The organism is Janthinobacterium sp. CG_23.3, from assembly GCF_046115965.1.
GTDB lineage: Bacteria > Pseudomonadota > Gammaproteobacteria > Burkholderiales > Burkholderiaceae_D > Janthinobacterium.
Window position 1 is genome coordinate 41837 of sequence record NZ_JBJXIB010000005.1, and the last position, 23888, is coordinate 65724.

Consider the following 23888-nt stretch of genomic DNA (forward strand, 5'->3'; position numbering starts at 1 on the left):
ATGGTGGTGTGTTCTTAGAACATGCTCGCTTTCAGGCCGATTTTATAGGTCCGGCCGTACTGCTCGTATTGCGCGTTGTACTGTTTCGACCCCTGGTAGACGTAGTACTTCTCGTTGTTCAGGTTGGCCGCCTCGAACACCAGTTGCAGGCCCTTGTTGATGTGGTAGGCCAGCGAGAAGTCGACTTGCTTCTGGGCGTAGACGATGCGGTCCTGGTCCGGCTTGAGGATGTCGGCGCCCAGCTCCAGCAGGTAGGGCGATTTGTAGTTCAGCGCGACGCGGGCGCTGAGCGGGCCTTGTTCGTAGCCGAGCATCAGGTTCATGACGCGCTTCGACTGGCCCGGCAGGCGGATATCGCGCGTCAGCGTGCCACCGGCGGCGACGTCGTGGCGGCCGATGCGCGCCTGCGCGCCGGTCAGGCTGCCGTTGGCGCCGAGCAGCAAGTTGTTGAACGGCGCGGGCAGCATGCGCAACGGCTGGGTGTAGGACAGTTCGATGCCTTTCACGCTGGCCGTTTCGCCGTTGGCGTACGAGGTGGCGCTGGTGTAGCCCTGCCATTGCCCGGTGCCGGCCAGGTTGGTGGTGTAGGTGAAGTTTTTGATGTCCTTGTGGAACAGGTAGGCCGACACGGCGCCGTCGGCGCCGAGCACGCGCTCAATTCCCAGGTCGAGGTTGCGCGCCTTCAGCGGCGCCAGGTCCGGGTTGCCGATGACCGCTTCGGTGTTGCTGGCCAGGTTGACGCCGGGCGCCAGTTGGCTGAAGTTGGCGCGCACCACCGCGTGGGTCCAGGCCGCGCGCACGCTGGTCTTGGCGTCCAGCTCGTAGCGCGCCTGAAGGGTCGGCAGCCAGTCGCGGTAGGCGCGCGAGCGCGTCAGCCCGGTCACGCCGGCGCCGGCGACCTGCTTGCCGGCCGCCTCGAAGCGGGTGCGCTCGGTGCGCACGCCGGCCAAAAGGCGCCAGGCGTCGATGTCGACGGTGTTCTGGAGGTAGGCCGAGTCGACGTTTTCGTTCAGCGTGTAGTCGTTGATGCTCGACTCCAGCGCCAGGCGGGCCTTGGCGCGGTCCAGGCCGGCGACGCGGGCGCGCAGCAGCGCCGGGTCGAGCGCGCTGCCGATGTTGCCGAGGGCGTAGTCGAGCGTCCGGTCGCTGACAAAACCGGCCATCGAGGTCGGGCCCGAACCCCAGTAGTTGCCGCTGCCGCTCTTGGCGCTGTTGTATTGCCATTGCTCGGTGTCGTTGGTTTTTTCACGGCGACTGGCCTTGATGCCGAACTTGAAGGTCGACTGCTCGAATGCGCGGCTCAGGTCGACGCGGGCGTGGCGTTCCTTGTCGTTCGAGTCGCGCCGTTGCAGGCTGATCGCGTTCAGGCTGTAACTGGCCGGGTCGAACAGGCTGGCCGGGCCGTTCAGGCGCGGTTGGCGGGTGTCGCTGAAGCCGACGCCGGCGACGTTGGCGTTGCTGCGGAAGCGGCCGTCGTTCAGCGCCTCGGGCGTGTCTTCGCCGGCGCTGCTGGCGCCGGCGCGCGCTTCCAGGGTCCAGTTGGCCAGCGTGTGCGCGGTGCCCAGCACCAGCGAGCGGATGTCCTGGGTGTATTTGCGCTGGCGGATGCGCCGTTCGGCGCGCGCGCCGGCGCTGCTTCCCTCGGCGATGGCGTCGCCTTTGATGTTGCTGATGGTCAGGCGGTCGCGCACTTCGTCGTCGCTGAACCGGCTGAGGAAGGTGCGCAGGAAGTAGCTGCTGTCGGCGTCCGGGCGCAAGTCGAGGTTGACGGCGTAGGCGCGCCGTTCGCGCACCGGCAGGTAGTCGCGCAGCTCGAAGCCGGCCAGTTTGCCGCCGCTCCAGGCGCCGCCGGTTTCCACGTTGTCGGAACCGAACTTGCGTTTTTCCAGGCTCAGGCCGGCGGCCACGCCGAATCTGCCGTCCAGGAAGCGCTGCGCCCACAGCAGGGCGCCGGCCGGGCTGGTCTGGCCGGTGTTGCCGTCGTGGCCGGCGGCGGCGTTGGCCGACAGCAGCGTGCCGGGCAAGTCGAAGGCCGACAGCGTCTTCACTTCGACGGTGGCGCCGAGCGAGTTGGCGTCCATCTCCGGCGTCAGCGTCTTGCTCACTTCGAGCGAGCGGATCAGGCCGGCCGGCAACACGTCCAGCGCCACCGCGCGCCGGCCCGCCTCGGGCGACGGCACCAGCGCGCCGTTGATGGTCACCGCGTTCAAGTCCGGCCCGAGGCCGCGCACCGTCACGTAGCGGCCCTCGCCCTGGTCGCGCTGCACGGCCACGCCCGGCAGGCGGGCCAGCGCCTCGGCGGCGTTTTTGTCGGGCAAGCCGCCGATGTCGTCGCTGCTGACCACGCTGACGATGTTATCGGCCTTTTCTTGCGCGGCGATGGCTTTGCGCAGGCTGGCGCGCTGGCCGGTGACGGTGACGCTGGCGCCGTTCGTGTTGCTCGGCGCCGCTTGGGCTTGGGCGCCGAGCGTCGTCAGCACGCCCAGGGTCAGGATGGACAGGCGGCAGCCGTGGCCTTGGTGCTGTGCTCGCTGGCGCGGCTGGGCGCCGGCTGGTCGTGTGGTTTTCATGGTGTTTGGCGTCGGGTTAGGGGGGAACCCGGCGGATTCTAGGGATCGAATATGTCAATTGCGTGACAGCAGGGCTGCGCCGGCGCCGAAAAGGGGCCGCGGAAGCGTTTTTGGGGCGCCGCTGAGCCGGATTGACCCGCCCCGGCGCCGGGCCGGGGCGCCAATTGCGGGCGCGGCGGCAACGATAGTGAGCCGTTTGCACCTCCCCCGCGTGTCATTGTCTTGTCATGCTGCCCGAATATGCTTACCGGTACACTCCAGTAAAGGTCCACCGCCGCCATGCTGTCCCTGCACCGTTCCAGTCTCCTCGCCGCGGCGCTTGCGCTGCTGCTTATCTGCGCCATTTACGCCGGCGCCGGCGCGGTCAAGGCCGCGCACGCGTGGCACTGGATGGATATCGTCGGCGAGGGCGGCACCGCCGTCATGTCCGGCGTCTGGTTTATGTTGACGCTCAGCAGCCGGCCGCGCGGCCTGGTGACGCGCCTGCTGGCCGGCGGCCTGTGCGCGATCATGCTGGGCTCCTGGGCCGACTGTCTCGACGAGTTTTTCGCCGTCGGCAAGACGCAGCTGTGGGATAACTGGCTGGAGGCGCTGGTGCCGTTTGGCATGCTGGTGCTGACCGTCGGCATGTATTATTGGCGCCAGGAGCAGTTCTGCCTGAACGAACACTTGCAAAAGCGCGAGCGCCTGTTCCGCGACCACCGCGCCTTCGACCGTATTACGCAGCTGGCCGGGGCCGACTACCTGCGCGGCCAGGTCCGCGCCGAGCAGGCGCGCAGCCCTGGCAATGCGTGCGCGCTGGCGCTGCTCGACATCGACCGCTTCCACCTGATCAACCGCGAGTTCGGCCAGCGCGAGGGCGACCGCGTACTGCAGGCGGTCGGCCACATGCTGCTGCTCAATTTGCGCAACGACGACTTGCTGTGCCGCTACGCCGGCGACCGTTTCGCGGTCTTGATGCCCGACACCGGCGCGGCCGAGGCGGAGGCGCTGGCGCGCCACCTGTGTTTCATGGTCGGCCAAATGCTGCACCACGCCAAGGACGCCCCGGTGCGGCTGACCTTGCGCCACGCCAGCGCGGCCGCCGGCGCCGCGCCCGAGGCGCTGCTCGCCGAGCTGGGTCGCCAGTTGTCGGCGCCGGCCGCGGCGGCCGCCGCGAGAGCGGCCGCGTGATCGCCTACCGCCAGGCCGGCGACGCCTGCATTGCGGCCCAGCACCAGCCGGCGCTGGTGCTCGATTACGCGCGCAGCCGCGACGCCGGGGATGCCGTGGTATTGCGCGGCACCGGTCTGGACGCCGGCGCGCTGCCGGCCGCCGCCAGTCTGGTCAGTCCGGACCAGTATGTGCGCCTGCTGGCGAACGTGGCGCGCGCGCTGGGCAGCGCCGACACCAGCTTCATGCTGGGCCAGCAGATGCTGCCTGGCCATTACGGCGCCGTCAGCCACGCCTTGTTGCAGGCGCAAAACCTGCGCCAGGTGCTCGACATCCTGGTGGCGTGCCAGACCCGGCTATGCCCCTTGCTGCGGCCGCGTTGGCGCGACGAGGGCGGCCAGGCGACGCTGTACTGGGTCGATAGTTTCGGCGCGCCCAGCCTGCTGCCGCTGCTGGTCGAGATGCACATGGCGGCGGTGGCGGCGCTGTGCCGCTGGCTCGGCGGCGAGCGCCTGCCGTGGCGCTTTTGCTTCAACCGCGGCGCGCCGCGCCACAGCGAGCAGCACGAGGCGCACCTGGGGCCGTCGCTGAGCTTTAACTGCCACCTGGACGCGATGCTGATCGAGTCGTACTGGCTAGCCCGGCCCTGGCCGCGCGGCAACGCGATGGCGGCCGCGGTGGCGCTGCGCGCGCTGGAACTGGAGGCGGCGGCGCCGCCCAGCCTGCTCGACGCGCTGTACGATTATTTGCTCGAGCATATACGTTGCGCGCCCACGCTGGAGCGCAGCGCGGCCGCGTTCGGCGTCAGCCCGGCGACCCTGAAGCGGCATCTGGCGCGCCACGGCAGCCATTTCCAGGCCGAACTGGACCAGGTGCGCACGCACGCGGCGATTTATTTGTTTCATACGCGGCGGTATGACAACGACGCGGTGGCGCGGCACCTGGGCTTCCACGACGCCACCAATTTCCGCCGCTCGTTCAAGCGCTGGACCGGGATGACGCCGAGCTTGCTAAGGGATGCGCTGGGAAGGGGGCGCCTGGACGCCGCGGCGTGACGCAAAAAATCCAGGGCGCGACCCGGGGGGCGGACCGCGGCGCTTGGCCTTCGCTTGGTTTTTGGCGTTGCCGGCGCGCTAAACGAAGTCGAATCGCCCTATTGTTAGCAGGTCAATAATTGCTCATTGCTCCACATCCATAGTACACTCGACCGTCACGCACGCTCTCGCTCATCGCAGCGGCGGCGTCGCCTGTCGCCCAGCCGTTTCCTCGCCCGCAGTATAGCTTTGCGGTGCCTGTTCGCCATTCCCCGCCGGGTTTCCGGCACTTTCATAGCGCTCAATCGTGTACTCAGAATCGCAAATAGATCCGGTCGTTAATTTTCACAATACCCAAGGCGAGGCGGTGCGGGCCACCATCGTCAACTTGCAGCGCAAGGCGCTGGTCATGGAAGTGTATAACCCGTATTCAATCGTCCAGGTCAGCGAGGTGTTAAGCGAATTGACGATACGGCTGGGCATTAAGAACGCCTATATCGGCAAGGCCGTGGTGATCAGCATGGTCAACACCGGGCTGACGGCGCTGGTGTCGGTGGCGCTGATCGACGACTGGCGCGAGCTGAGCAACGTGGCGCTAACGCCGGGCGCGCTCAAGCGCGAGGCGGACAACTTCGTGCGCGAGTGGGACGGGCGTTTCGCGGTGCGGCGCGATTATCAAATCGTCGTCAACGAAATGCGCGGCTATCTGGCCGAGGTGGCGCGCTGGGTCGAGCAGGTCGACATGTCGAGCACGCTGCCCAAGGAGCAAGGGCGCCTGCGCGAGGACGCGTTTTTTGAACTGGCCGAGCCGCTGATGGACAAAACCCGGGGCTATTTCGACGAACTCAACGGCCAGGCCACGCTGGTCGACGAGGAACAGGCGCCTAGCCACCGCGTCTTCGTGCAGGGCGCGCTGCATCCGCTGATCCTGCGCGCGCCGTTTGTCTTTCGCACCTACACCAAGCCGCTCGGCTACGCCGGCGACTACCAAATGGTCAACCAGATCCTGGACGACCCGCGCCAGGGGCCGAGCACGTATTTCCAGATCGTCAACACGGCCTTCCTGCAAACCGCCGTCGCCCACGCGCACCGCAACCGCATCGGCATCCTGGTGCAGTTCCTGGCGGGGCTGGCCGACGCCGCGCGCCTGACCGGGCGCGTGTTCCGCGTACTCAACGTCGGCTGCGGCCCGGCGGTCGAGATACAGCGCTTCCTGAAGGAATATCCCGAGCCGCACTGGTTGTCGTTCGAGCTGGTTGATTTCAGCGAGGAGACGCTGGCCTACACCCGCGCCACGCTGGCGGCGCTGGCGCCGCGCGGCGGGCGGCCGGTGGCGATCGACTACGTACACGATTCGGTGCACCAGTTGCTCAAGCGCCGCGTCGGCGCGACGCCGGCGCCGACCGGCTTCGGCGAGTTCGACGCGGTCTACTGCGCCGGCCTGTTCGACTATCTGTCCGACAAGGTGTGCGCGCGGCTGGTCGCGCATTTCGCCTCGCGCATGCGCCGCGGCGGGCGCCTGCTGGTCACCAACGTGCATTCCGACAATCCGGAAAAGGCCGGCATGGAACACTTGCTGGAATGGTATCTGATCTACCGCGACGAGGCCAAGATGGCGGCGCTGCTGCCGCCGCTGTCGACCGCGCACCGGCTGTATGTCGACCCGACCGGCGTCAACGTCTTCGCCGAAGCGAGTACCGCGTGCTAGCAGCCGACCCGGGCACCGGCGCCGACCTGCGCCAGCGCTACGACGCCACGCTGAGCGCCTACCGGCTCAAGTTCAGCCGCGGCGGCGCCTTCACGGCGATCGCGCTGGTGCTGCTCGGCGTCGGCCTCGACTATAGCCTGTACCCGCGGCAGCAGGGCCGCTTCGCGCTGGCGCGGCTGCTGATCTCGGCGCTGATCCTGGCGCTCATCTGGATCATGCGCAGCGCCTGGGGCCGGCAACGCGTCGCCGCGCTGACCTTCCTGTGGCTGCTGCTGCCGCAAACCATGATCGCCTGGATGATCTGGTCCACCGAGGGCGCCACGTCGATGTACTACGCCGGCTTGAACCTGGCGGTGTTCGCCTCGGCCATCGCGCTGCCGTTCAGCCTGTGGCAAAACGCCGCGCTGGGCGCGCTCAGCTACCTTTTGTATTTCCTGGCCTGCTACACGCATCCGGGCGGTTTCGAATGGCGCGGCGCGTTCGGCGTGAACTCGCTGTTTCTGATCTTCACCGCCATCGCCAGCGCGGTCTGCACCTACTACAATGAGCAGGCGCGCTTCATGTTGTTCCAGCTGAAGAGCGAGGTGGCCGACAAGAACAGCCAGCTCGAGCAGACCAACCGCAGCCTGGCCGAGATCAAGGGCCAGATGTTGCAGCAGGAAAAAATGGCGGCGCTGGGCACCCTGGCGGCCGGCCTGCTGCACGAGGTCAACAACCCCGTCAATTTTTGCATGATGGCCATCGAGATCGCCAGCGAGGAGCCCGATGTCAAGGCCAACGCGCTGCTGGCCGATTGCCTGAACGACGCCAGGCAGGGTATGCAGCGGGTCCAGTACATCGTCTCGGACTTGAAAACGTTCGCCTACCGCAAACCCGGCGGCGAGGCCGAGGGCGCCAATTTTATGTTCGAGCGGGCGCTCGACGCGGCGGTGCGCCTGGTCGGCCACGAACTCAAGGACGTCGCCGTGGTGCGCGCGCTGCCGGCCGACACGCTGGTGTGCGGCGACGAGGCGGCCATCGTCGGCGTGCTGATCAACTTGCTGGGCAACGCCGCGCTGGCGCTGCGCCAGGGCGGCGCGCAGCCGCGGCGCATCGCCGTCGCCGCCGACTGGGTTGGCGAGCGGCTGCGCGTGCGCGTGCGCGATAACGGTCCCGGCATCGCGCCGCACGACTTGGCGCGGGTGTTCGAGCCGTTTTTCACCACCCGCGAAGTGGGCCAGGGCCTCGGCCTGGGCCTGAGCATCAGTTACGGCGTGATCGAGCGCCACGGCGGCAGGCTACTCGCCGACAGCGTCGCCGGCGAATGGACCGAAATGAGCTTTGACCTGCCGCGCCCGGAGTGGCGCGGCGCGCACGGCGCCACCACGACCAATCCAGAATTCAACGAGGTACCACAGCATGATTGACAAGCAAATTCCGGCGATTCTATACGTCGACGACGAACCCAACGCCCTGAAATATTTCGAACGCGCCATCGGCGCGCTGGCGCCGGTGCTGACCGCCGGCTCGGTCGAGGAGGGCAGGCGCGTGCTCGACGAGAACGCCGGCCGCATCGCGGTGCTGGTGTCGGACCAGCGCATGCCCGGCGCGAACGGCAACGAACTGCTGTCCTACGCGTGGGACAACTACCCGCACATCGTGCGCATCCTGACCACCGCGTACTCCGAGCTGGAGCAGACGGTGGAGGCGGTGAACCGCGGCCAGATCCACCGTTACATACAAAAACCGTGGGAAATCGGCGCGCTCAGGATGGAGCTGCGGCAGGCGCTGGACCTGGCGCGCCTGCGCAAGGAGCACGCGCAACTGCTGCGCGAAAAATTGCTGGTGCGGCAAAAACAGGCGGTGGCCAACCGCATCGGCAGCATTTACACGCTGTGCGCCAGCCTGGCCGGACCGGAGCAGTTGCTGCCGGTCGAGGCCTACCTGGCGGCCGCGCTGACGGCCGGCCTGACGCCGCCCGAGCCGGACTGGCTGCTGATGGACTACTCCGACCTGGTCAGCGCCGAGGCGTTCCGCAGCGCGGCCTTCGGCGCCGCCGTGCGCGAGCATTTCGCCCGCATCGAAGGGGACTACCAGGACCGCGGCGTGCAACCGGCCATTGAAATGCTGGCGGCGGCCTTCGGCGAGCGCCTGACCGCCTTGGGCGCCGGCAGCGCCGTCTTCGCCGAGGGGCGCGATTTGACCGAATTTCTGGAAACGCCGAGCAACGCGCCGGTGTCGGGCCAGCACGCGTTCTGGCTGGCCTGCCTGCTGTGGCTGGCGAAGCGCGGCTGGTCGCTGCAAGTGAGCGAAGCCGGCGGCGCCTTGCAATGCCGGCTGGCCCAGGCCGAACTGCCGCTGACGCCGACGCAGTTGGCGGCGTGGATCGAGCAGTTTTAAGGGGCGGCGGGCGGCGGACGCGCCCGCGCTTTGCTTGACTGGATATTCCCTCAAGGCAATTGGCAAGGCGCGACCTCGCGGCCTGCCCTGCGGGCGCCGCGCATGCGCCTGTCGTCAACGACGCCAGTCCGGTAAAATGCCGGCCTGCAAGCCGAGCCGGCGCGTTCGCGCGTGCGCTCGGCGCCCACCGTTTACAAAGAAGGAAGTATGATTCAGAAGACCATCGCCGGCCTGCTGCTGGCATGCGGCGTGTTGGCCGCCAACCTGGCCTACGCGGGCGGGTGCCCGGCCCACTACGTCGACGGCCGCCTGCCGGAAATCCGCAACCCAAAACTCAACAGCGCCACCAGGGAACTCTGCTACGGCGTATTCGGCATCATGCACAGCGGCGTCACGCGCACGCCGCTGTGGTCGGCGGAACACCTGACGGCCGACAACATCGCCTCGGCGCAGGACCTGTCGCGCGAAAACTCCTTCCACGCCGAGCAGGAATTGCCGCGGGGCCAGCGCGCCGAACTGGCCGATTACGCCCGCAGCGGCTTCGACCGCGGCCACATGGCGCCGAACGGCGACATGCCGGACCGGCGCAGCCAGCACGACAGCTTCACGCTGGCCAATATGGTGCCGCAGAACAGCGACAACAACCGCCACGTCTGGGCCGGCATCGAAGGCATCGTGCGCAAGCTGGCCAAGAAAGAGGGCCAGTTGTACGTCATCACCGGGCCGGCCTTCATCGGCGGCAACCTGCAAAAAATCGGCAACGTGCTGGTGCCGAGCCACCTCTACAAAGTCGTCTACAGCCCGCGCCAGGGCGCCGGCGCCGCCTATTTCATCGAAAACAAGGCGACCGACGACTACGAAATGGTCAGCATCGCCACGCTGGAAAGCACGATCGGCATCAATCTGCTACCGTCGCTGACGGCGCGGCAAAAAGAAACCATGCTGAAACTGCCGGCGGTGCGCAGCAAAAAGCCCAAGCGCTAGATCGCCCGAACGCCGTCCTGCACGCCAGGGTTGTTGGCAAAATATGGAGAAATAATATGAGTGCACGCAAGTTTGTTCCTTACGCCAATGAGAGCGATGTGCTCCATGTGGGTCATTTGATGGTCGAGAACCGGGTCGACCGTATTACGCTTAGCGGCGACATCGATTTGACCGCCGATCAGGCCGGGTTGGCGTATGCCAAGCAGTTGCAGCAGTTGCTGGCGGCCGTGGTGGCGACGTTGGAGGGCCGGGAGTTGCCGGCGACGCTGCCGCCGCCGCCGGTGCAGACGGTCGCCAATCCTTTCGAGTAGCCGGCGCGCGCGCAGGCAATGCCTACGGTCCGACAAAAAGCGCCGGGGCATTGCCGCCGCCAGCGCTTTTTTGCCTGCCGCGCCGCGGGCCTACTCGGCGAACGCTTTCGCCGCCGGGGTGATCGTCACCGCCTCCGGCTTGATGTCGAGCTTCAGCTTGCCGATCCGCTGGTCTTCGTCCAGCAGTTGCTTGGGCTTGTCGCCGTCGTACTTGATCGGCGAGAAGGCGTCGCTGAGCAGCTTTTCCTTCAGGCCGGCGGCGTCCTTGGCGATCATGACGACGGACAGGTTTTTCGCTGACAGGTGCGTGCGGATGGCGCGGTTGACGTCGGCGGCGCTCAGCCTGGCCAGGCCGTCGCGCATCAGGCGGGTGAATTCGGGCGTGCCGTACCATTGCGAGTCGAGCGCGTAACCGAGTTGCTGGTCTTGCGTTGCCGTCATCACGAACACGTTCTTCATCAGGTAGTCGCGGGTGGTCTCGAACTGTTCCGGGGTCAGCCCCTGGCTGACCAGTTTGTCCAGTTCGGTGAGGGCGACGCGCAGCGCGAAGTGGGCGTTCTCCGGCGCGACCGGGCGTATCCACACTTCAAACAGTTGCGCCTTGCGGCCCAGGTTCGGGTTCGGGAAGAACTGGAACATGCCGCGCGGGAAGGCCTCGATGTAGGCGTAGTCGCCATAGTTCATGCCGCGGATTTCGCGGATGCGCTGGTACAGGTGCGAGTTCGACGCGCGGTGTTCGCCCAGCCAGGTCTTGGCCAGCCACAGCGCCGGGAAGTCGGGGTGCGAGCGGGTCACCGCCAGCGGCAGGCCGAACGAGATCGCCGTCGCGCGGGTGTTCTTCTCGATGATTTCCACTTCCAGCCCGGCCGGCTTGCGCCCGACCGGCGCCAGCGTCGCGGGCAGGCCGGCGCCGGCCGGCAGTGTCGCCAGCGCCTGTTTCAGCGAGTCGATCATGGCCTCGCTGGCGGCGCCGGCGACGCCGACCCGCAGCGCGCCCTGGGTATAGGCGCTGCGCCAGAATTGCTTGACGTCGGCCAGCGTGATGGCGTCGAGTCCCTTGACCGTACCCAGCACCGGATGGCCGTACGGCGTGCCGGCATAAACGTTGGTTTGCAGGCGCTCCTTGGCGAATTCCTCCTCGTTGTTGTCCTTCAGGTCGAGCAGCAGCGCGTTCTTTTGCGCGTCCTTCAGGCGGCGCAAGTCGTCCTCGCGAAAGCCGGGTTCGAGCAGCATCGGCAGGGCGATGGCGCCGAACTCGGTCCAGTTGTCCTGGTGGATGGCGCCGGTGAAGGTGGTCATTTCCTTGTCGGTTTGCTCGCTGAAGCTGCCGGCCAGCGGAAACAGGGCCTTGCTGATGTCGTCGATGCGCCGCTCGGATGAGCCGGCCGAGGCGACCATCGCCGCGGTCAGCGCGGCCAAGCCTTCCTTGCCGGCCGGGTCGTGCGCGGAGCCGGCCGCGAAGACCAGCTTGAAGCGGATCAGCGGCAGCGCCGAGGCTTGCACCAGCACGTCGAACTTGGCGGCGCCGGCCGCAGGGGCGAAGCCGGCCAGCGGCGGCAGCGTCGCCATCGCCTGCGGCATGGCGTCGTGCGACAGCGTGGTCACGACCATGCCGGCGTCGACCAGGTAGGTGCGCGCGGCCGCTTGCAAGTCGGCTGGGGTCAGCGTGTCGAGCAGGCGGTAGTACTGGTTGATGGTGCCGTAGGAGCGCTCGAAGTGGGCGTAGGAGGCCAGCGTGCCGGCGATTTGCTCGGTGTTGTCGAGCGAGCGGATCAGGCCGTATTTCTGCGCCGACTTGGCGTCGGCCAGGTCCTTTTCGCTGACCGGCGTGCTGCGCAGCCTGGCCACCGTCCGCAGGATGGCGTCGCGTACATAGACGGCGTCGTCGAGCTTCTTGACGCGCGCGCCGATGGTCGCCAGGGTCGGGTCGACACGGCCCGGTGTCGAGTCGAACAACTGGTCGACCTTTTGCTCGTCTTGCACCAGGCGCTTGTACAGCGCCGAGGTGCGGCCGAACGACAGCCCCAGCAACGTGTTCAGCGCGACCTGGTCCTTGGCCGTGGTCGAGAACGCCGGCGCGTGGAACGCCACCGCGACCCACGGCAGGGTCGGGCTTGGCCAGGGTACGTGGCGGTAGACCGGGCCTTGCGGCGCCGGTTCGGCCGGCACGGCGGCCTGGGCGCTGCCGCGCTGCCACTTGCTCCAGTATTTCTCGACCAGCGCGATGGCTTGCCGCGGCTTGACGTCGCCGGCGATGATGACGGTGGTGCGTTCCGGGCGGTACCAGCGGTCGAAGAACACCTTCGAGTAGGCGTACTGGTTCGGCATGTCCTCGATGTCCTTGAGGAAGCCCATGGTGGTGTGTTTGTAGGTGTGGGTCTGGAAGGCGCCGTCGCGCATGACCTCGTACAGTTTCGAGACCGGGTTGGCGCTGTTCTTGTTGTATTCGCCGAGCACCGCGCGCGACTCGGTCTTGAACGCGTCTTCGCCGTAGGACAGGTTTTGAAAGCGGTCGGCCTCGACCTTGAGCACCGTTTCCAGGTCGTCCTTGGCGAAGGTGGTGTGGTAGTTGGTCAAGTCGTCGCTGGTGTAGGCGTTCTGGCGCGCGCCGGCCTTGGTGATGATTTCCTGGTATTTCTCGGGCGGATAGGTCTTGGTGCCGCGGAACATCATGTGCTCGAAGAAGTGGGCGAAGCCCGACTTGCCCGGCTCGACCTCGTTGCGCGAGCCGGTCTGCACCGGGATCTGCAGCGAGACCAGGTTCGGCAAGCCGGTCGGCACAATGATGATCTTCAAGCCGTTCGGCAGTGTTTTTTCGGTGGCCTTGAAGGGCAGCGGATCGGCTTTGGCCGGCGCGGCGGGGGCGCAGTGGGCCGGCGCCGACGCGGCCAGCCAGGGCAGGGCCAGGACGATAAGGGGGAGGAATTTTGACACGACAGCTCCTTCGTTTTAGTTGTTAGAAAGTGCAAGGAGCGCAGCTTAAAATAATCGGCGGCGAAAGCAAAGGGAAATTCGCCGGCCGGCCCAGCCGATGGCCTATCATGGCGTATGAACACCACTTATATCGACCATATCACCGTGACCGCGCCGACGCTGGCTGCCGGCGTCGACTATGTGCGCCAGGCGCTGGGCGTGACGCCGCTGCGCGGCGGCGAACATCCGCGCATGGGCACGCATAATTGCCTGCTCAGACTGGGGGCGGAGCTGTTCCTGGAAGTGATCGCGGTCGATCCGGCCGCCGCGCCGCCCGGCCGGCCGCGCTGGTTCCGTCTCGACGACGCGGCCTTCAATTGCCGGCCGCGGCTGGCGGCGTGGGTGGCGCGCAGCGACGACATCGAGGCCGCCGTGGCGGCGTGCGCGTGGACCCCCGGCGCGATCGAACCGATGACGCGCGGCGCGCTGAGCTGGCGCATCACCATTCCGGCCGACGGCGGCATGGCGCTGGACGGCGCCGCGCCCGGCTTGATTCAGTGGGACGCGGCGGCGCACCCGGCCGGCGCCATGGCCGAGCTGGGTTGCTCGTTGCTGCGCCTGGAGATCCGCCACCCGGACGCCGGCCGGGTGCGCGCCGCGCTGGCGGGTATCGACTGCGCGGGGCCGTTGCTGGTGGCGCCGCCCGGCGCCGGCGCGGCGCCCTATCTTGTTGCCCACGTTCAAACCCCGACCGGGGCGCGCCGGCTCGGCGGCCCGTAGGGCGGCGCCGCGGCGCCCGCGATCCAGCTTAAATAATGTCGGTGTCGGGCAGGTTGATGCGGTTGCGGCCCATGTGTTTGGCGCGGTACAGCGCGGCGTCGGCGGTGGCCACCAGTTGGCTCGCCTCGGAGTCGCCCGAGGGCAGGGCGGTGGCGGCGCCGATGCTGACGGTGACGTAGTCGCGCGCGCCCTTGCGCTTGGGTAGTTGCAGTTGCTCGACGCGGCTGCGGATGCGTTCGGCCACGATGGCCGCGCCCTTGAGCGACTGGTTCGGCAAAATGACGGCGAATTCCTCGCCGCCGTAGCGCGCCACCAGGTCGTTGGCGCGCATTTCGCTGGCGACCGCGCCGGCGATGCGCTGCAGGCATTCGTCGCCGCCGAGGTGGCCGTGGGCGTCGTTGTAGTCCTTGAAGTTGTCGACGTCGACCATTAGCAGCGACAGCGCCTGTTGCTGGCGCAGCGCGCGCTGCCATTCGGCGCCGAGGGTGTCGTCGAAGCAGCGCCGGTTGGCCAGGCTGGTCAGACCGTCGCGCGTGGCCAGTTGTTCCAGCGCGATCTGGGCGCGCTTTTCATCGGTCATGTCGCGCAGCGTCTCGACCACCGCCATGATGCGCCCGTCGTTGCCGTAGATCGGGCTGGCGTCGACGGCCAGGTAGCGCCGCCGCCCCACGCGCGGCATGTCGCACCAGTTCTCCGCGCACAGGTTGTTGCCGGCGTCGCCGCGGGCGCTTTGCTGGCTGTAGAGGGAGTGGATTTCCGAGGTGCGGCCCAGGATCACCAGGTCGGCCAGCGTCGGCCGCGCCTCGCTGTAGAAGCTGCGCCAATGGTCCGAGGTGCCCAGCACCTCGTAGGCAGAGACCCCCGTCAGGCGCTCGCAGGCGCGGTTCCAGATCATCACTTTGCAATTGCTGTCCAGCACGAACGTCGGGATCACCAGCAGTTCCATCATCTTGACCGCGAAGCCATGCTGCTGCTCAGGCTGCGGACATTCCATCAGCTGCTGGACGTTTGGGTGGCTGGTCATGAACAGTTCCTTATCTTGTGGACATGGCGTTTCGCGCGGCTGTCGTTTCTGTGGGGACGCTCGCGACTTGCAGGACGGCGCGCCAGGTCGAAGTTTCCTGTTGTAGATGGTAAATAATTACCAGCGACAAGTTTTGATTTTGCTACCTCGGTCCGACCATCTACTTGATAAATCGCAAAACTGCCGTCGATTTTTGCGGCATCGCAGCAAAGCGTATTGACAGGCCTTAGCAGGCCGGCAGCGCCTCGGCCAGCGGCACCGACAGCGACAGCGCGGTGCCCTGGCCCGGCAGGCTGTCGATGGCCAAGCGGCCGCCCGCCGCCGCGACCCGGTCCTTGATGCCGAGCAAGCCGCAGCCGCGCGGGGCGTGGCCGCCCGGCATGCCGACGCCGTTGTCGCGCACCGTCATGGTCAGTCCGGCGCCGTCGCGCAGCAGCGCGACAGTGACCGCGCTGGCCTTGGCGTGGCGGGCGATATTCGACAGCGCCTCCTGCAGCACGCGCAATACCATCGCGTCGAGCGCGGCGCCGGCGGCGCCGTCGAAGACGCCGTCGTGCGCGTCGAGCCGGCAGGCGATGCCGCTGATGCGCGAGAACTCGCAAAGTTGGCGGTCTACCGCCGTCTTCAGGCCGGCTTCCAGCGCGGTCGGGCGCAGGTCGTTAATGATGCAGCGCAGCGAACGGATGGTCAGATCGATGTTGGTGGCGATCGCCCCGAGTTTCTGGTGCAACTGCGGATGCAGGCCGGCGCTGCCTACGTGCAGCATCGAGATGTCGATTTTCAGCGCCAGCAAATTCTGGCCGAGGTCGTCGTGGATGTCGCGGCCGATGCGCCGCCGTTCATCCTCCTTGACGCGGTGATGCCTCGCTTCCAGTTGCGTCAGCCGGGCCTGCGACGCGCGCAGCGCCTGTTCGGCACCGGTGCGCAGCGCGCGCTCGCGGGCCAGTTGCCGGCGCAGGCCGGGTGGGGCGTCGTCGCGGCGGCACCAGCGCCACAGCAGGGCGAGCAGGGCGACCGGCAGTAGCGTGGTCACTAGCTCCGCCAGCTCGACCAGCGAGGCCAGCGCCGCCAGCGCGATGCCGCCAACGACGCAACTGGTGACGATACAACGCCGGGCGGAGACTTTCATGTCGTCTGCTCCATTGAGGGGAGTTGGGCAGAAGATCCCCTGGATTTAGCTGTCTGAAAACGGTTCACCCCCCCGAAAATACGCCGCTCGGCGGCCGCAGGCATTGCCAAAGAACAAATGTTCTGTAAATCTTAAGAAAATCGCCGGGATATTTGTCGAAAAAGATTGCTTTATCTACGGATCGCCTCGACGCGGCGCTGGCGCACGCCGCTCCAAGGTATAATAGAGGGTTGTCAATCGAGCTTTGCGGCCTTCATCGTTGACGTGCAGCCGTTGCCGCGCCCTTGCTGGCCTGAATTGCCGATTCAGGACAGCGGGCCGGCTTCCGCCAAGGCCAGCCCGCTCTTAGGAAATACAGTGACTTACAGCATCAAAGAGATTTTTTACACCCTGCAGGGCGAAGGCGCCCACGCGGGCCGCCCGGCCGTGTTTTGCCGCTTTTCCGGCTGCAACCTGTGGAGCGGGCGCGAAAGCGACCGCGCCAGCGCCGTGTGCACCTTTTGCGACACCGATTTCGTCGGCACCGACGGCGAGCGCGGCGGCAAGTTCGCCAGCGCCGACGCCTTGGCCGAGGTGATCGACGGCTTGTGGCCGGCCAGTTATCCGGCCAGCAAATACGTCGTCTTCACCGGCGGCGAGCCGCTGCTGCAGCTCGACGCGGCGCTGATCGACGCCATGCACCGGGCCGGCTTTCACATCGCCATTGAAACCAACGGCACCCTGCCGGTGCCCGCCGGGGTCGACTGGATCTGCGTCAGCCCGAAAATGGGCTCGACGCTGGTGGTCCGCAAGGGCAACGAGATCAAGGTTGTGATTCCACAGTTCCAGCAAGACCTGGCCGCCTACGAGGGCCTGGATTTCGACAACTTCTTCGTGCAGGCGATGGACGGCCCGTTGGCCGAGCACAACACCAAGCTGGCGATCGAGACCTGCAAGCGCAATCCGAAGTGGAAACTGAGCCTGCAAACCCATAAACTTTTACAAATACCTTAAGCCCGCCATGTTGACAATTACACGCAAGCTCGAATTCGACGCGGGCCACCGCATTCCCGACCACAAAAGCCAGTGCCGCAACCTGCACGGCCACCGCTACACGGTCGAAATCACCCTGGTCGGCCAGATCATCGAGGTCGAGGGCAATTCCGACAATGGCATGATCATGGATTTTTCCGACATCAAGGCGCTGGCCAAGGAGCACCTGGTCGACGTCTGGGACCACGCCTTCCTGGTCTACGAGAAAGACTATGTGGTGCGCGACTTCCTCGGCACCTTGCCGGACCATAAAACCGTGGTCATCGACCGCATCCCGACGGTGGAGAACCTGGCGCAGATCGCCTTCGACATTTTGAAGGCGGCCTACAAGGACCGTTTCGGCACCGGCCTGCACCTGCACAAGCTGGTGTTGCACGAAACCCCGAACTGCTGGGCCGAGATCACCGATGCCTGATAGCGCCTTCATGCAACTCGCGCTGGAGCAGGCGCAACACGCCTGGGACCTGGGCGAGGTGCCGGTGGGCGCGGTGGTGGTCAAGGACGGCGTCGTCATCGCCACCGGCTACAACCAGCCGATCGGCCGCCACGACCCGACCGCGCACGCCGAAATCGTCGCCCTGCGCGCGGCGGCGGCCAAGCTCGGCAACTACCGCTTGCCGGGCTGCGAACTGTACGTGACGCTGGAGCCGTGTGTGATGTGTTGCGGCGCGATGCTGCATGCGCGCCTGGCGCGCGTGGTCTACGGCGCCAGCGACCCGAAAACCGGCGCCGCCGGCTCGGTCGTCAACCTGTTTGCGCAACCGCAATTGAACCACCAGACCGAGATCGCCGGCGCCGTCATGGCCGACGAGTGCGGCGCCTTCCTGAAGCGCTTCTTCGCCGAACGGCGCAGCGCCAAGGCGGCACTGCGCCTGGCGGCGGCCGAGGCGGCCGCCGTGCTGCCGCAATAAGAAGCGGCCGCCGTGCCGCCGCAATACGCGGCGCGCCGCAAGCCACGCCGGCGGGCCGGGAAGCGGCCTATAGCTCTTCGCAGGCTTCGCGGCGCTTCGGCGCCGTTGTTGTCGCCGCCGCGCGCTCGCGCCGCAGCGCGCTGCGGGCGTAGGCGCGCTCGCCGAACTGTTGCGTCACCACCCAGATCACCGACCACCAGGGAAACTTGGTGGTCCAGCGTCCGAAGGTGTTGGGCGCGCGCTCGCGCCGCTTGCGCGCCGGCGCCAGCGTGACCGTGCCGACCACCACGCCCTCCCTGCCCGGGCCCAGCTGGCCGAGCAGGGTGCCGTCGCTGTCGGCGATGGCGCTGTAGCCGGGGAATTCGATGTCCTGCGGGGGAAACCCCGCCGGCAGGGCCGTGACCAGCCGCCCGACCTTGTTCGACATGAGCACCGGGATGCCCATCGCCAGCGCGGTTTCCGCCGTTCCATCGCGCAGGCCGGCGTTGAGCAGCTCGACGTCGCGCTTGCGCACCGGGAACTTTTGCTCGAACGAGGCGCCGGAAAACGGCCGCAGGTACAGGTCGATGTCGGCTTCGTGCAGCTCCAGGTAGCGCTGGTACAGCGCGTTTTCGAAACAGATGCCGACGCCGATCCGGCCCAGCGGCGTGTCGAACCAGTGGGCGCCGTCGCCGCCGCGGAAAAAATAGGCCTCGAAGGAGGCGGGCGGATTCTTGCGCACCTTGCCGGCGACTTCGCCGTCGGGGCCGGCCAGCACGAAGGTGTTGTAGAAGTCGCTGCCATCGGCTTCGATGAAGGTGGTGCCGATGTATAGGCCGAGCCGCTGCGCGAGCGCGCGCAACCAGCCGGTGCTGGGGCCGTCGAAGGGCTCGGCGGTGTCCCATATTTTCTCGGTCAGGATGTAGCCGCCGGGCATGAGTTCGGGCAGTAAAACCAGCCGCGCGCCTTGTTGCGCGGCCTCTTCGATGAGCCGGGTGGCGCGCTCCAGGTTGCGCTGGCGGTCGCCAAAGTCGCAGGCGAGTTGAACCGACGCGACGCAGAGCCGGGTGGCGGTGGATGGTCGATCGAAGCGGTCGCCGGGAGTGGGGGAGGAGTATGGCAACATGGCTGAAATGATAACACGAAGGGCGGTGCTCGTCTTCAAGCGGAGAAATTGCTTCCGCAGGCGAGCGCAACAAGCTGGGCGGCGCCGGCGCCGCTCATCCGCGCCGGCGCCATCTCGGCGGTGGCGCGTCGCGGCCTACTTGAAAATGAGAATCATTCGTGTTAAATTGCTGGCATTGCCAGCCATCTCCCCACTCGCGCCACGTCGAGCGGGTTACAGAGCCAGCCATTCACTCTTTAACCCGGATCATCATGAGCGCACTGCACTTGCGGCCGTCGGCCGCGCCTTCCCGTTTTTATAACAAACAGCCTATCGCCGCCACGGCGCCGGGTCAGCCGCGCCTGCTCAATCTTGCGGTCAGGGCCGCGCTGCTGGGTCTGTTCTCGGCGCCGCTGCTGCAAGCGCCGGCGCACGCCCAGGCCGCGGCGCCGGCCAGCGACGCCCAGCGCCAGGCGGTGCTGCCGGAAATCCTCGTCAAGGCCGGCGCCGACAAGCCGCGCGCCGGCAGTAGCACCGTCATCACCGGCGACGAGCTGGCGCGCCGCAACGCCACCGACATGGGCGGCATCATGCGTTACCAGCCGCTGATCGGCGCGCCGCTTGAGGCCAGCGGCGCCGGTTCGATCTGGGACGGCGCCGGCAACACCGGCTACAACATCCGCGGCGTCGAGGGCAACCGCGTCAGTCTCGACGTCGACGGTGTCGCCGTGCCGGACGCGGCGCCCAAGCCGGACGCCACCACGATGAACAGCTTCGGCACCGGCCGCGATTACTTCGACCCCGAAACCTTCCGCGAAGTGCGGGTCGGCACCGGCACGCCCGGCCTGGGCGGCGGCGTCAGCTTCGTCACCAAGTCGCCCGACGACTACCTCAGCGAGGGCAGGGATAGCTACGTTTCCTATAAGCTCGGGCACGCCTCGGTCGACCGCGCCAACGCCCACACGCTCACCGGCGCGGCGCGCTTCGGCCCGGTGCGCGCGTTGGCGCTGTTGGTGCACCGCGAAGGCGGCGCGAAGCGCAGCAAGGGCGAGGCGCCGATCAATCCGAACGACTGGTGGTCCGACGCGGTGCTGTCGAAGTGGTTGTGGGACCTGGGCGCCGGCCACAAGCTGGACTTGACCGTCGACGCGTTCCGGCGCGACAACGCGCGCAAGTACGACAACAAACTGGGCGCGCTGTATCCTGAGGGCGCGCAGCAGGATTCAACCACCAAGCGCAGCCGCGTCAGCCTCGGCCACCAGCTGGCGCCGGCCGGTTCGCCGCTGTTCGACTCCTTGTCCAGCCGCCTCTACGTGCAGGACTCGAAGGTCGACGACCTGACCCACGCGCGCTACATCAGCGGCAAACAGCCGTACCTGCGCGACATCGCCAGCGGTTTCTACAACAAGAGCTACGGCGTCGGCGCCGGCGCCGTCAAGCAGCTCGGCGCGCACACGCTGGCCTACGGCGCCAGCCTGGAGCGTACCGAGACCAGCCGGCCATGGCGCGAGGACCGCACCGTGCTGGCCACCGGCGCGCGCCAGCTCACGCAGAAAAACCGCATGGCCGACACCGACACCACCCGGCTGGCGCTGCACGCGCGCGACGAGTTCGGCTTCGACCTGGCCGGCCACAAGGCGACGCTGACGCCGGGCCTGCGCGCCGAGCGGCGCAAGCTGACACCGAGCAATTTAGAGCAGTACGCGATCGCGTTGCCGAACGCCGCCAAGGAGTTGCGCGAGGAGTCCGACGGCGCGCTTACGCCGAGCCTGAGCCTGGCGCTGGAGCTGGCGCCCGGCCTGGACGGCTACCTCCAGTACCACCGCGGCGTGCGCCTGCCGACGGCGGCCGAGCGCAGTGGCACCTACGATTCGTTCAGCTACACCGGCGCGGGCCATGGTTACGCCGTGCTGGGCAACGCCAACCTGGGCAAGGAAAGCAGCAACGCCTTCGAACTCGGCTTGAAGGGCGCGCCGCTCAAGGGCCTGCGGTTTAGCGCCGCGCTGTTTTATACCGCCTACCAGAACTTGATCGACTACGTGGCGCAGCCGGCCGACCCGGTCAATTATCCGACGCTGAGCTACGGCCTGTTCCGCGCCGAGAACATCGGCACAGCACGCACCTGGGGCGGTGAGCTGACCGGCCGCATGGAACTGGGGGCGTGGTCGCCGGCGATGCTGGGCTATCACCTCGACCTGGCCGCCGGCGTCACCCGCGGCAACAGCGAAGAACGCGGCAGCGGCTTGAAGCAGGCACTGGCGTCGGCGGCGCCGTACAAGGGCAGCGCCACCTTCGGCTACGAGCACCCGTCGCAACTGTTCGGCGTCGACCTGATCGCCACCCGCGCCGGCGCCAAGCAGGCCCCCGACAGCGTTGCCAACGGCGTCGCGGCGGCGCGCTTCGCGGTGCCGGCCTACACGCTGCTCGACGCCTCGGCCTACTGGAACGTCGGCAAACACGCCAAGTTGACGCTGGCCTTGAACAACCTGGGCGACCGCAAGTATTGGGACTACGCGTCCTCGCGCTCGCTGGCCGCCGACACCGGTGCCGCTTCCCATGCCGATATCGAGCGCCAAGCCCTGGCTGGGCGTAACGTCGCCGTCAGCCTGAGCGTCAACTACTAAACCCAAGATCCCGCGGGAGGCGGCATGCGCCTCCCTTCTATCTATATATGTCGTTCCAAGATGAAGGAAACACCGTCATGAAATCAAAATTCGCCGTCGCGCTGCTCGGCAGTCTGCTGATTTGCCAGGCCAGCGCCGCAGTGTCCACCACAGTTGCCGCTAAAACACCCGTCGCGCCGGCCGGCACGCTGGCCCAGCGCTGGGCCGGCCTGCGCGCCGAACAGCCAAAGCTGACGGCGCGCGAGGCCGCCCGCACGCTCGGCGTGTCCGAGGCCGAACTGCTGGCCAGCGGCACGGGCCAGGGCGTCACCCGCCTCAAGACCGACGGCGACGGGCCGCGCGAAATCATGCGCCGCGCGCTCGACCTGGGTACCGTGCTGGCCACCACCCGCAACGAATACAGCGTCATCGAACGCACCGGCGTGGCCAGCAAGCTCAAGCAGCAGGAAGAGACCGGCGGCGGCGCCGAGGCCGACACCGAACGCGCGGCGCGCCAGCGCAACATCGCCGGCGGCTACCTGGGCGGCGACATCGATCTGCGCTTCCATTTCAGCAACTGGAAACACGCCTTCGCCGTGGTCCAGCCGGGGCGCGACGGCGCCATCGCGCGCAGCTTGCAGTTCTTCGACGCCAGCGGCACGTCGGCGCACAAGATCTACCTGAAGAACGAGGCCGGCGTGGCCGTCTTCGACAAGCTGGTGGCGGAGTTCCGCCACGCCGAACAGAACGGCGCGCTGGCGATTGCCGCGGCCGCGCCCAAGCCGGCGGAGCAGCCCGACGCCGCCATCGACGTGAAGGAATTCCAGCTGGCCTGGAAGGAGATGACGGACGTGCACCAGTTCAACCAGATCCTCGGCGAGTTCAAGCTGTCGCGCGAACAGGCGCTGCGCCTGGCGCCGGCCGGCCAGGCCGAACGCGTCGCGCCGCTGGCCGTGCGCAAGCTGCTCGACGACGCCACCAAGCAAAAGATCGGCATCATGGTGTTTGTCGGCAACGAGGCGGTGACGCAAATCTTCAGCGGCACGATCGACAAGACCGCCGCCGCCGGCGACTGGTACAACGTGCTCGACCCGGCGTTCAACCTGCATCTGCGGGAAAGCGGCCTGAAGAGCGGCTGGGTGGTCAAGCGCGGCGGTGTCACCTCGGTGGAGTTCTTCGACAACAACGGCGAGCTGGCGGTGACGTTCTTCGGCGTGCGCGCGCGGGCGGCGCCGCAGCCGCAAGCCTGGCTGGATCTGGCGCAGAGCCTGCCGCGCGTCAATTAGAAACAAACTGCCGTCCGCAACAATATAGAGCAGGGGCGTCACCCTGGTTTAAATGCATCCCGGAACCGCGAGCGCGCGCCGTTCAGCGCGCGCTTGGCGCGCGTCCAAAAAATGGTATGCTGGACCCGCATCCGCATGAGGAGACCAGCTTGCCACGCCACGCCGCCCCCGCCGTTACCGCTGCCGATTCCGCGCCCGGCATCGTCCGCCTTGCCCTGGAGTTGCGCGCGTCCTGGGAGCTGGGGGCCGCCCTGGCCGCCATGGCGTTCCTGCGCGGCGCGCCCAACGGCGACGGCCATCCGGTGCTGGTGTTTCCCGGCTTGGGCGCCGGCGACCTCACCACCGTCGTGATGCGCCGCTTCCTCTGCGAACGCGGCTACAGCGCCCACGCCTGGCAGCAGGGATTGAATGTCGGCCCGCGCCCCGGCGTGCTGGAGGCCTGCGTGGCGCGGGTGCGCCAGTTGCGCGCCGAGCACGGCCGCCGCGTCAGCCTGGTAGGCTGGAGTCTGGGTGGCGTCTACGCCCGCGAGATCGCCAAGATGCTGCCCGGCGACATACGCGTCGTCGTCATGCTGGGCGCACCGTTTTCCGGCAGTCCGAAGGCAACCAACGCCTGGCGCGTCTACCAGCTCGTTTCAGGCGAGAAGGAAATCGACGCGGCGCGTTTCGCCGCGCTGAAGGTGACGCCGGGCGTGCCGACGACATCGATATTCAGCCGTACCGACGGCGTCGTCGCCTGGCAATGCAGCGTCGAGCGGGAAACGGCGCAATCCGAAAACATCGAGGTGCACGCCAGCCACATTGGCATGGGCTTGAATCCGACGGCGCTGTACGCGATCGCCGACCGGCTGGCACAACCGGAGGGACAGTGGCGCCGCTTCGACCGCGAGGCCCACACCGGCATCAAGAAGCTGCTGTTCCGCGACCCGCAACGCGCCACCTGGCTGAACACGGTGTTTGGCCTCTACTGAGCGGAAGGAAGGCAATG

The 23888-nt window shown here is 67.3% G+C and carries 19 protein-coding genes; 14 read left to right on the forward strand and 5 right to left on the reverse strand.

Features of this window, described 5'->3' with window-relative positions:
- Nucleotides 1–14: 14 nt before the first annotated feature.
- The gene (locus tag ACFDR9_RS03080; protein ID WP_409030031.1) at nucleotides 15–2570 is read right to left on the reverse strand and encodes a TonB-dependent receptor; all 2556 of its coding nucleotides are present in this window, start codon (nucleotides 2568–2570) and stop codon (nucleotides 15–17) included.
- Nucleotides 2571–2849: 279 nt separating this feature from the next.
- Between ACFDR9_RS03080 and ACFDR9_RS03085 the strand changes: the two genes are divergently transcribed.
- The 7 genes from ACFDR9_RS03085 (at nucleotide 2850) to ACFDR9_RS03115 (ending at nucleotide 10138) form a co-directional block, all read left to right on the forward strand.
- Entirely contained in the window at nucleotides 2850–3743 is an 894-nt protein-coding gene (locus tag ACFDR9_RS03085) for a GGDEF domain-containing protein (RefSeq protein ID WP_409030032.1), read from the forward strand.
- Nucleotides 3740–4777: an AraC family transcriptional regulator ligand-binding domain-containing protein gene (locus ACFDR9_RS03090; protein WP_409030033.1), complete on the forward strand. Its 1038-nt coding sequence runs from the start codon at nucleotides 3740–3742 to the stop codon at nucleotides 4775–4777. Before ACFDR9_RS03085 ends, ACFDR9_RS03090 begins: the two co-directional genes overlap by 4 nt.
- Nucleotides 4778–5063: 286 nt before the next feature.
- A complete protein-coding gene (locus ACFDR9_RS03095) occupies nucleotides 5064–6464 on the forward strand; it encodes a class I SAM-dependent methyltransferase (protein WP_409030034.1) in 1401 nt (466 codons plus the stop codon).
- Nucleotides 6458–7870, forward strand: coding sequence for a sensor histidine kinase (locus ACFDR9_RS03100; RefSeq protein WP_017875416.1), 1413 nt, complete (start codon nucleotides 6458–6460; stop codon nucleotides 7868–7870). Before ACFDR9_RS03095 ends, ACFDR9_RS03100 begins: the two co-directional genes overlap by 7 nt.
- On the forward strand, nucleotides 7863–8843 hold the full coding sequence (locus ACFDR9_RS03105) for a response regulator (protein ID WP_017875417.1): 981 nt from the start codon (nucleotides 7863–7865) through the stop codon (nucleotides 8841–8843). Before ACFDR9_RS03100 ends, ACFDR9_RS03105 begins: the two co-directional genes overlap by 8 nt.
- 207 nt (nucleotides 8844–9050) lie before the next feature.
- Complete coding sequence (locus ACFDR9_RS03110) at nucleotides 9051–9827, forward strand: DNA/RNA non-specific endonuclease (RefSeq protein ID WP_409030035.1); 777 nt, start codon at nucleotides 9051–9053, stop codon at nucleotides 9825–9827.
- Nucleotides 9828–9883: 56 nt separating this feature from the next.
- Complete coding sequence (locus ACFDR9_RS03115; protein ID WP_409030036.1) at nucleotides 9884–10138, forward strand: hypothetical protein; 255 nt, start codon at nucleotides 9884–9886, stop codon at nucleotides 10136–10138.
- Between the two features lie 90 nt (nucleotides 10139–10228).
- Here the strand turns inward: ACFDR9_RS03115 and ACFDR9_RS03120 are convergent, their stop codons facing one another.
- Nucleotides 10229–13072 (reverse strand): M16 family metallopeptidase, encoded by a 2844-nt coding sequence (locus ACFDR9_RS03120; RefSeq protein ID WP_409030037.1) that lies wholly within the window; start codon nucleotides 13070–13072, stop codon nucleotides 10229–10231.
- 114 nt (nucleotides 13073–13186) lie between these two features.
- Between ACFDR9_RS03120 and ACFDR9_RS03125 the strand changes: the two genes are divergently transcribed.
- Nucleotides 13187–13831 (forward strand): VOC family protein, encoded by a 645-nt coding sequence (locus ACFDR9_RS03125; RefSeq protein WP_409030038.1) that lies wholly within the window; start codon nucleotides 13187–13189, stop codon nucleotides 13829–13831.
- A 28-nt stretch (nucleotides 13832–13859) separates the two neighbouring features.
- Here the strand turns inward: ACFDR9_RS03125 and ACFDR9_RS03130 are convergent, their stop codons facing one another.
- Together ACFDR9_RS03130 and ACFDR9_RS03135 are read right to left on the reverse strand one after the other, a co-directional pair.
- The gene (locus ACFDR9_RS03130) at nucleotides 13860–14855 is read right to left on the reverse strand and encodes a diguanylate cyclase (RefSeq protein WP_017875422.1); all 996 of its coding nucleotides are present in this window, start codon (nucleotides 14853–14855) and stop codon (nucleotides 13860–13862) included.
- Between the two features lie 226 nt (nucleotides 14856–15081).
- Nucleotides 15082–15984: a sensor histidine kinase gene (locus ACFDR9_RS03135; protein WP_409030039.1), complete on the reverse strand. Its 903-nt coding sequence runs from the start codon at nucleotides 15982–15984 to the stop codon at nucleotides 15082–15084.
- A gap of 357 nt (nucleotides 15985–16341) precedes the next feature.
- Here ACFDR9_RS03135 and queE point away from each other — a divergent pair, with 357 nt between their 5' ends.
- Genes queE through tadA form a run of 3 tightly spaced genes read left to right on the forward strand, consistent with a single transcriptional unit; the run spans nucleotide 16342 to nucleotide 17927 of the window.
- Nucleotides 16342–16977, forward strand: coding sequence for a 7-carboxy-7-deazaguanine synthase (queE, locus tag ACFDR9_RS03140; protein WP_409030040.1), 636 nt, complete (start codon nucleotides 16342–16344; stop codon nucleotides 16975–16977).
- Between the two features lie 7 nt (nucleotides 16978–16984).
- Entirely contained in the window at nucleotides 16985–17431 is a 447-nt protein-coding gene (gene queD / locus ACFDR9_RS03145) for a 6-carboxytetrahydropterin synthase QueD (protein WP_017875425.1), read from the forward strand.
- The gene (tadA, locus tag ACFDR9_RS03150; protein WP_035787544.1) at nucleotides 17424–17927 is read left to right on the forward strand and encodes a tRNA adenosine(34) deaminase TadA; all 504 of its coding nucleotides are present in this window, start codon (nucleotides 17424–17426) and stop codon (nucleotides 17925–17927) included. Before queD ends, tadA begins: the two co-directional genes overlap by 8 nt.
- A 67-nt stretch (nucleotides 17928–17994) precedes the next feature.
- Here tadA and ACFDR9_RS03155 read toward each other — a convergent pair whose 3' ends face one another.
- Nucleotides 17995–19032 carry a carbon-nitrogen hydrolase family protein gene (locus ACFDR9_RS03155; protein WP_409030041.1) on the reverse strand — a complete coding sequence of 346 codons (1038 nt, stop codon included), beginning with the start codon at nucleotides 19030–19032 and terminating at the stop codon, nucleotides 17995–17997.
- A gap of 251 nt (nucleotides 19033–19283) precedes the next feature.
- Between ACFDR9_RS03155 and ACFDR9_RS03160 the strand changes: the two genes are divergently transcribed.
- From ACFDR9_RS03160 to ACFDR9_RS03170, 3 genes are all read left to right on the forward strand, one after another.
- Complete coding sequence (locus ACFDR9_RS03160) at nucleotides 19284–21635, forward strand: TonB-dependent receptor domain-containing protein (protein ID WP_409030042.1); 2352 nt, start codon at nucleotides 19284–19286, stop codon at nucleotides 21633–21635.
- Nucleotides 21636–21712: 77 nt separating this feature from the next.
- Nucleotides 21713–22900: a hemin-degrading factor gene (locus tag ACFDR9_RS03165; protein WP_409030043.1), complete on the forward strand. Its 1188-nt coding sequence runs from the start codon at nucleotides 21713–21715 to the stop codon at nucleotides 22898–22900.
- Between the two features lie 149 nt (nucleotides 22901–23049).
- A complete protein-coding gene (locus ACFDR9_RS03170) occupies nucleotides 23050–23871 on the forward strand; it encodes an esterase/lipase family protein (protein WP_409030044.1) in 822 nt (273 codons plus the stop codon).
- Nucleotides 23872–23888 lie beyond the last annotated feature (17 nt).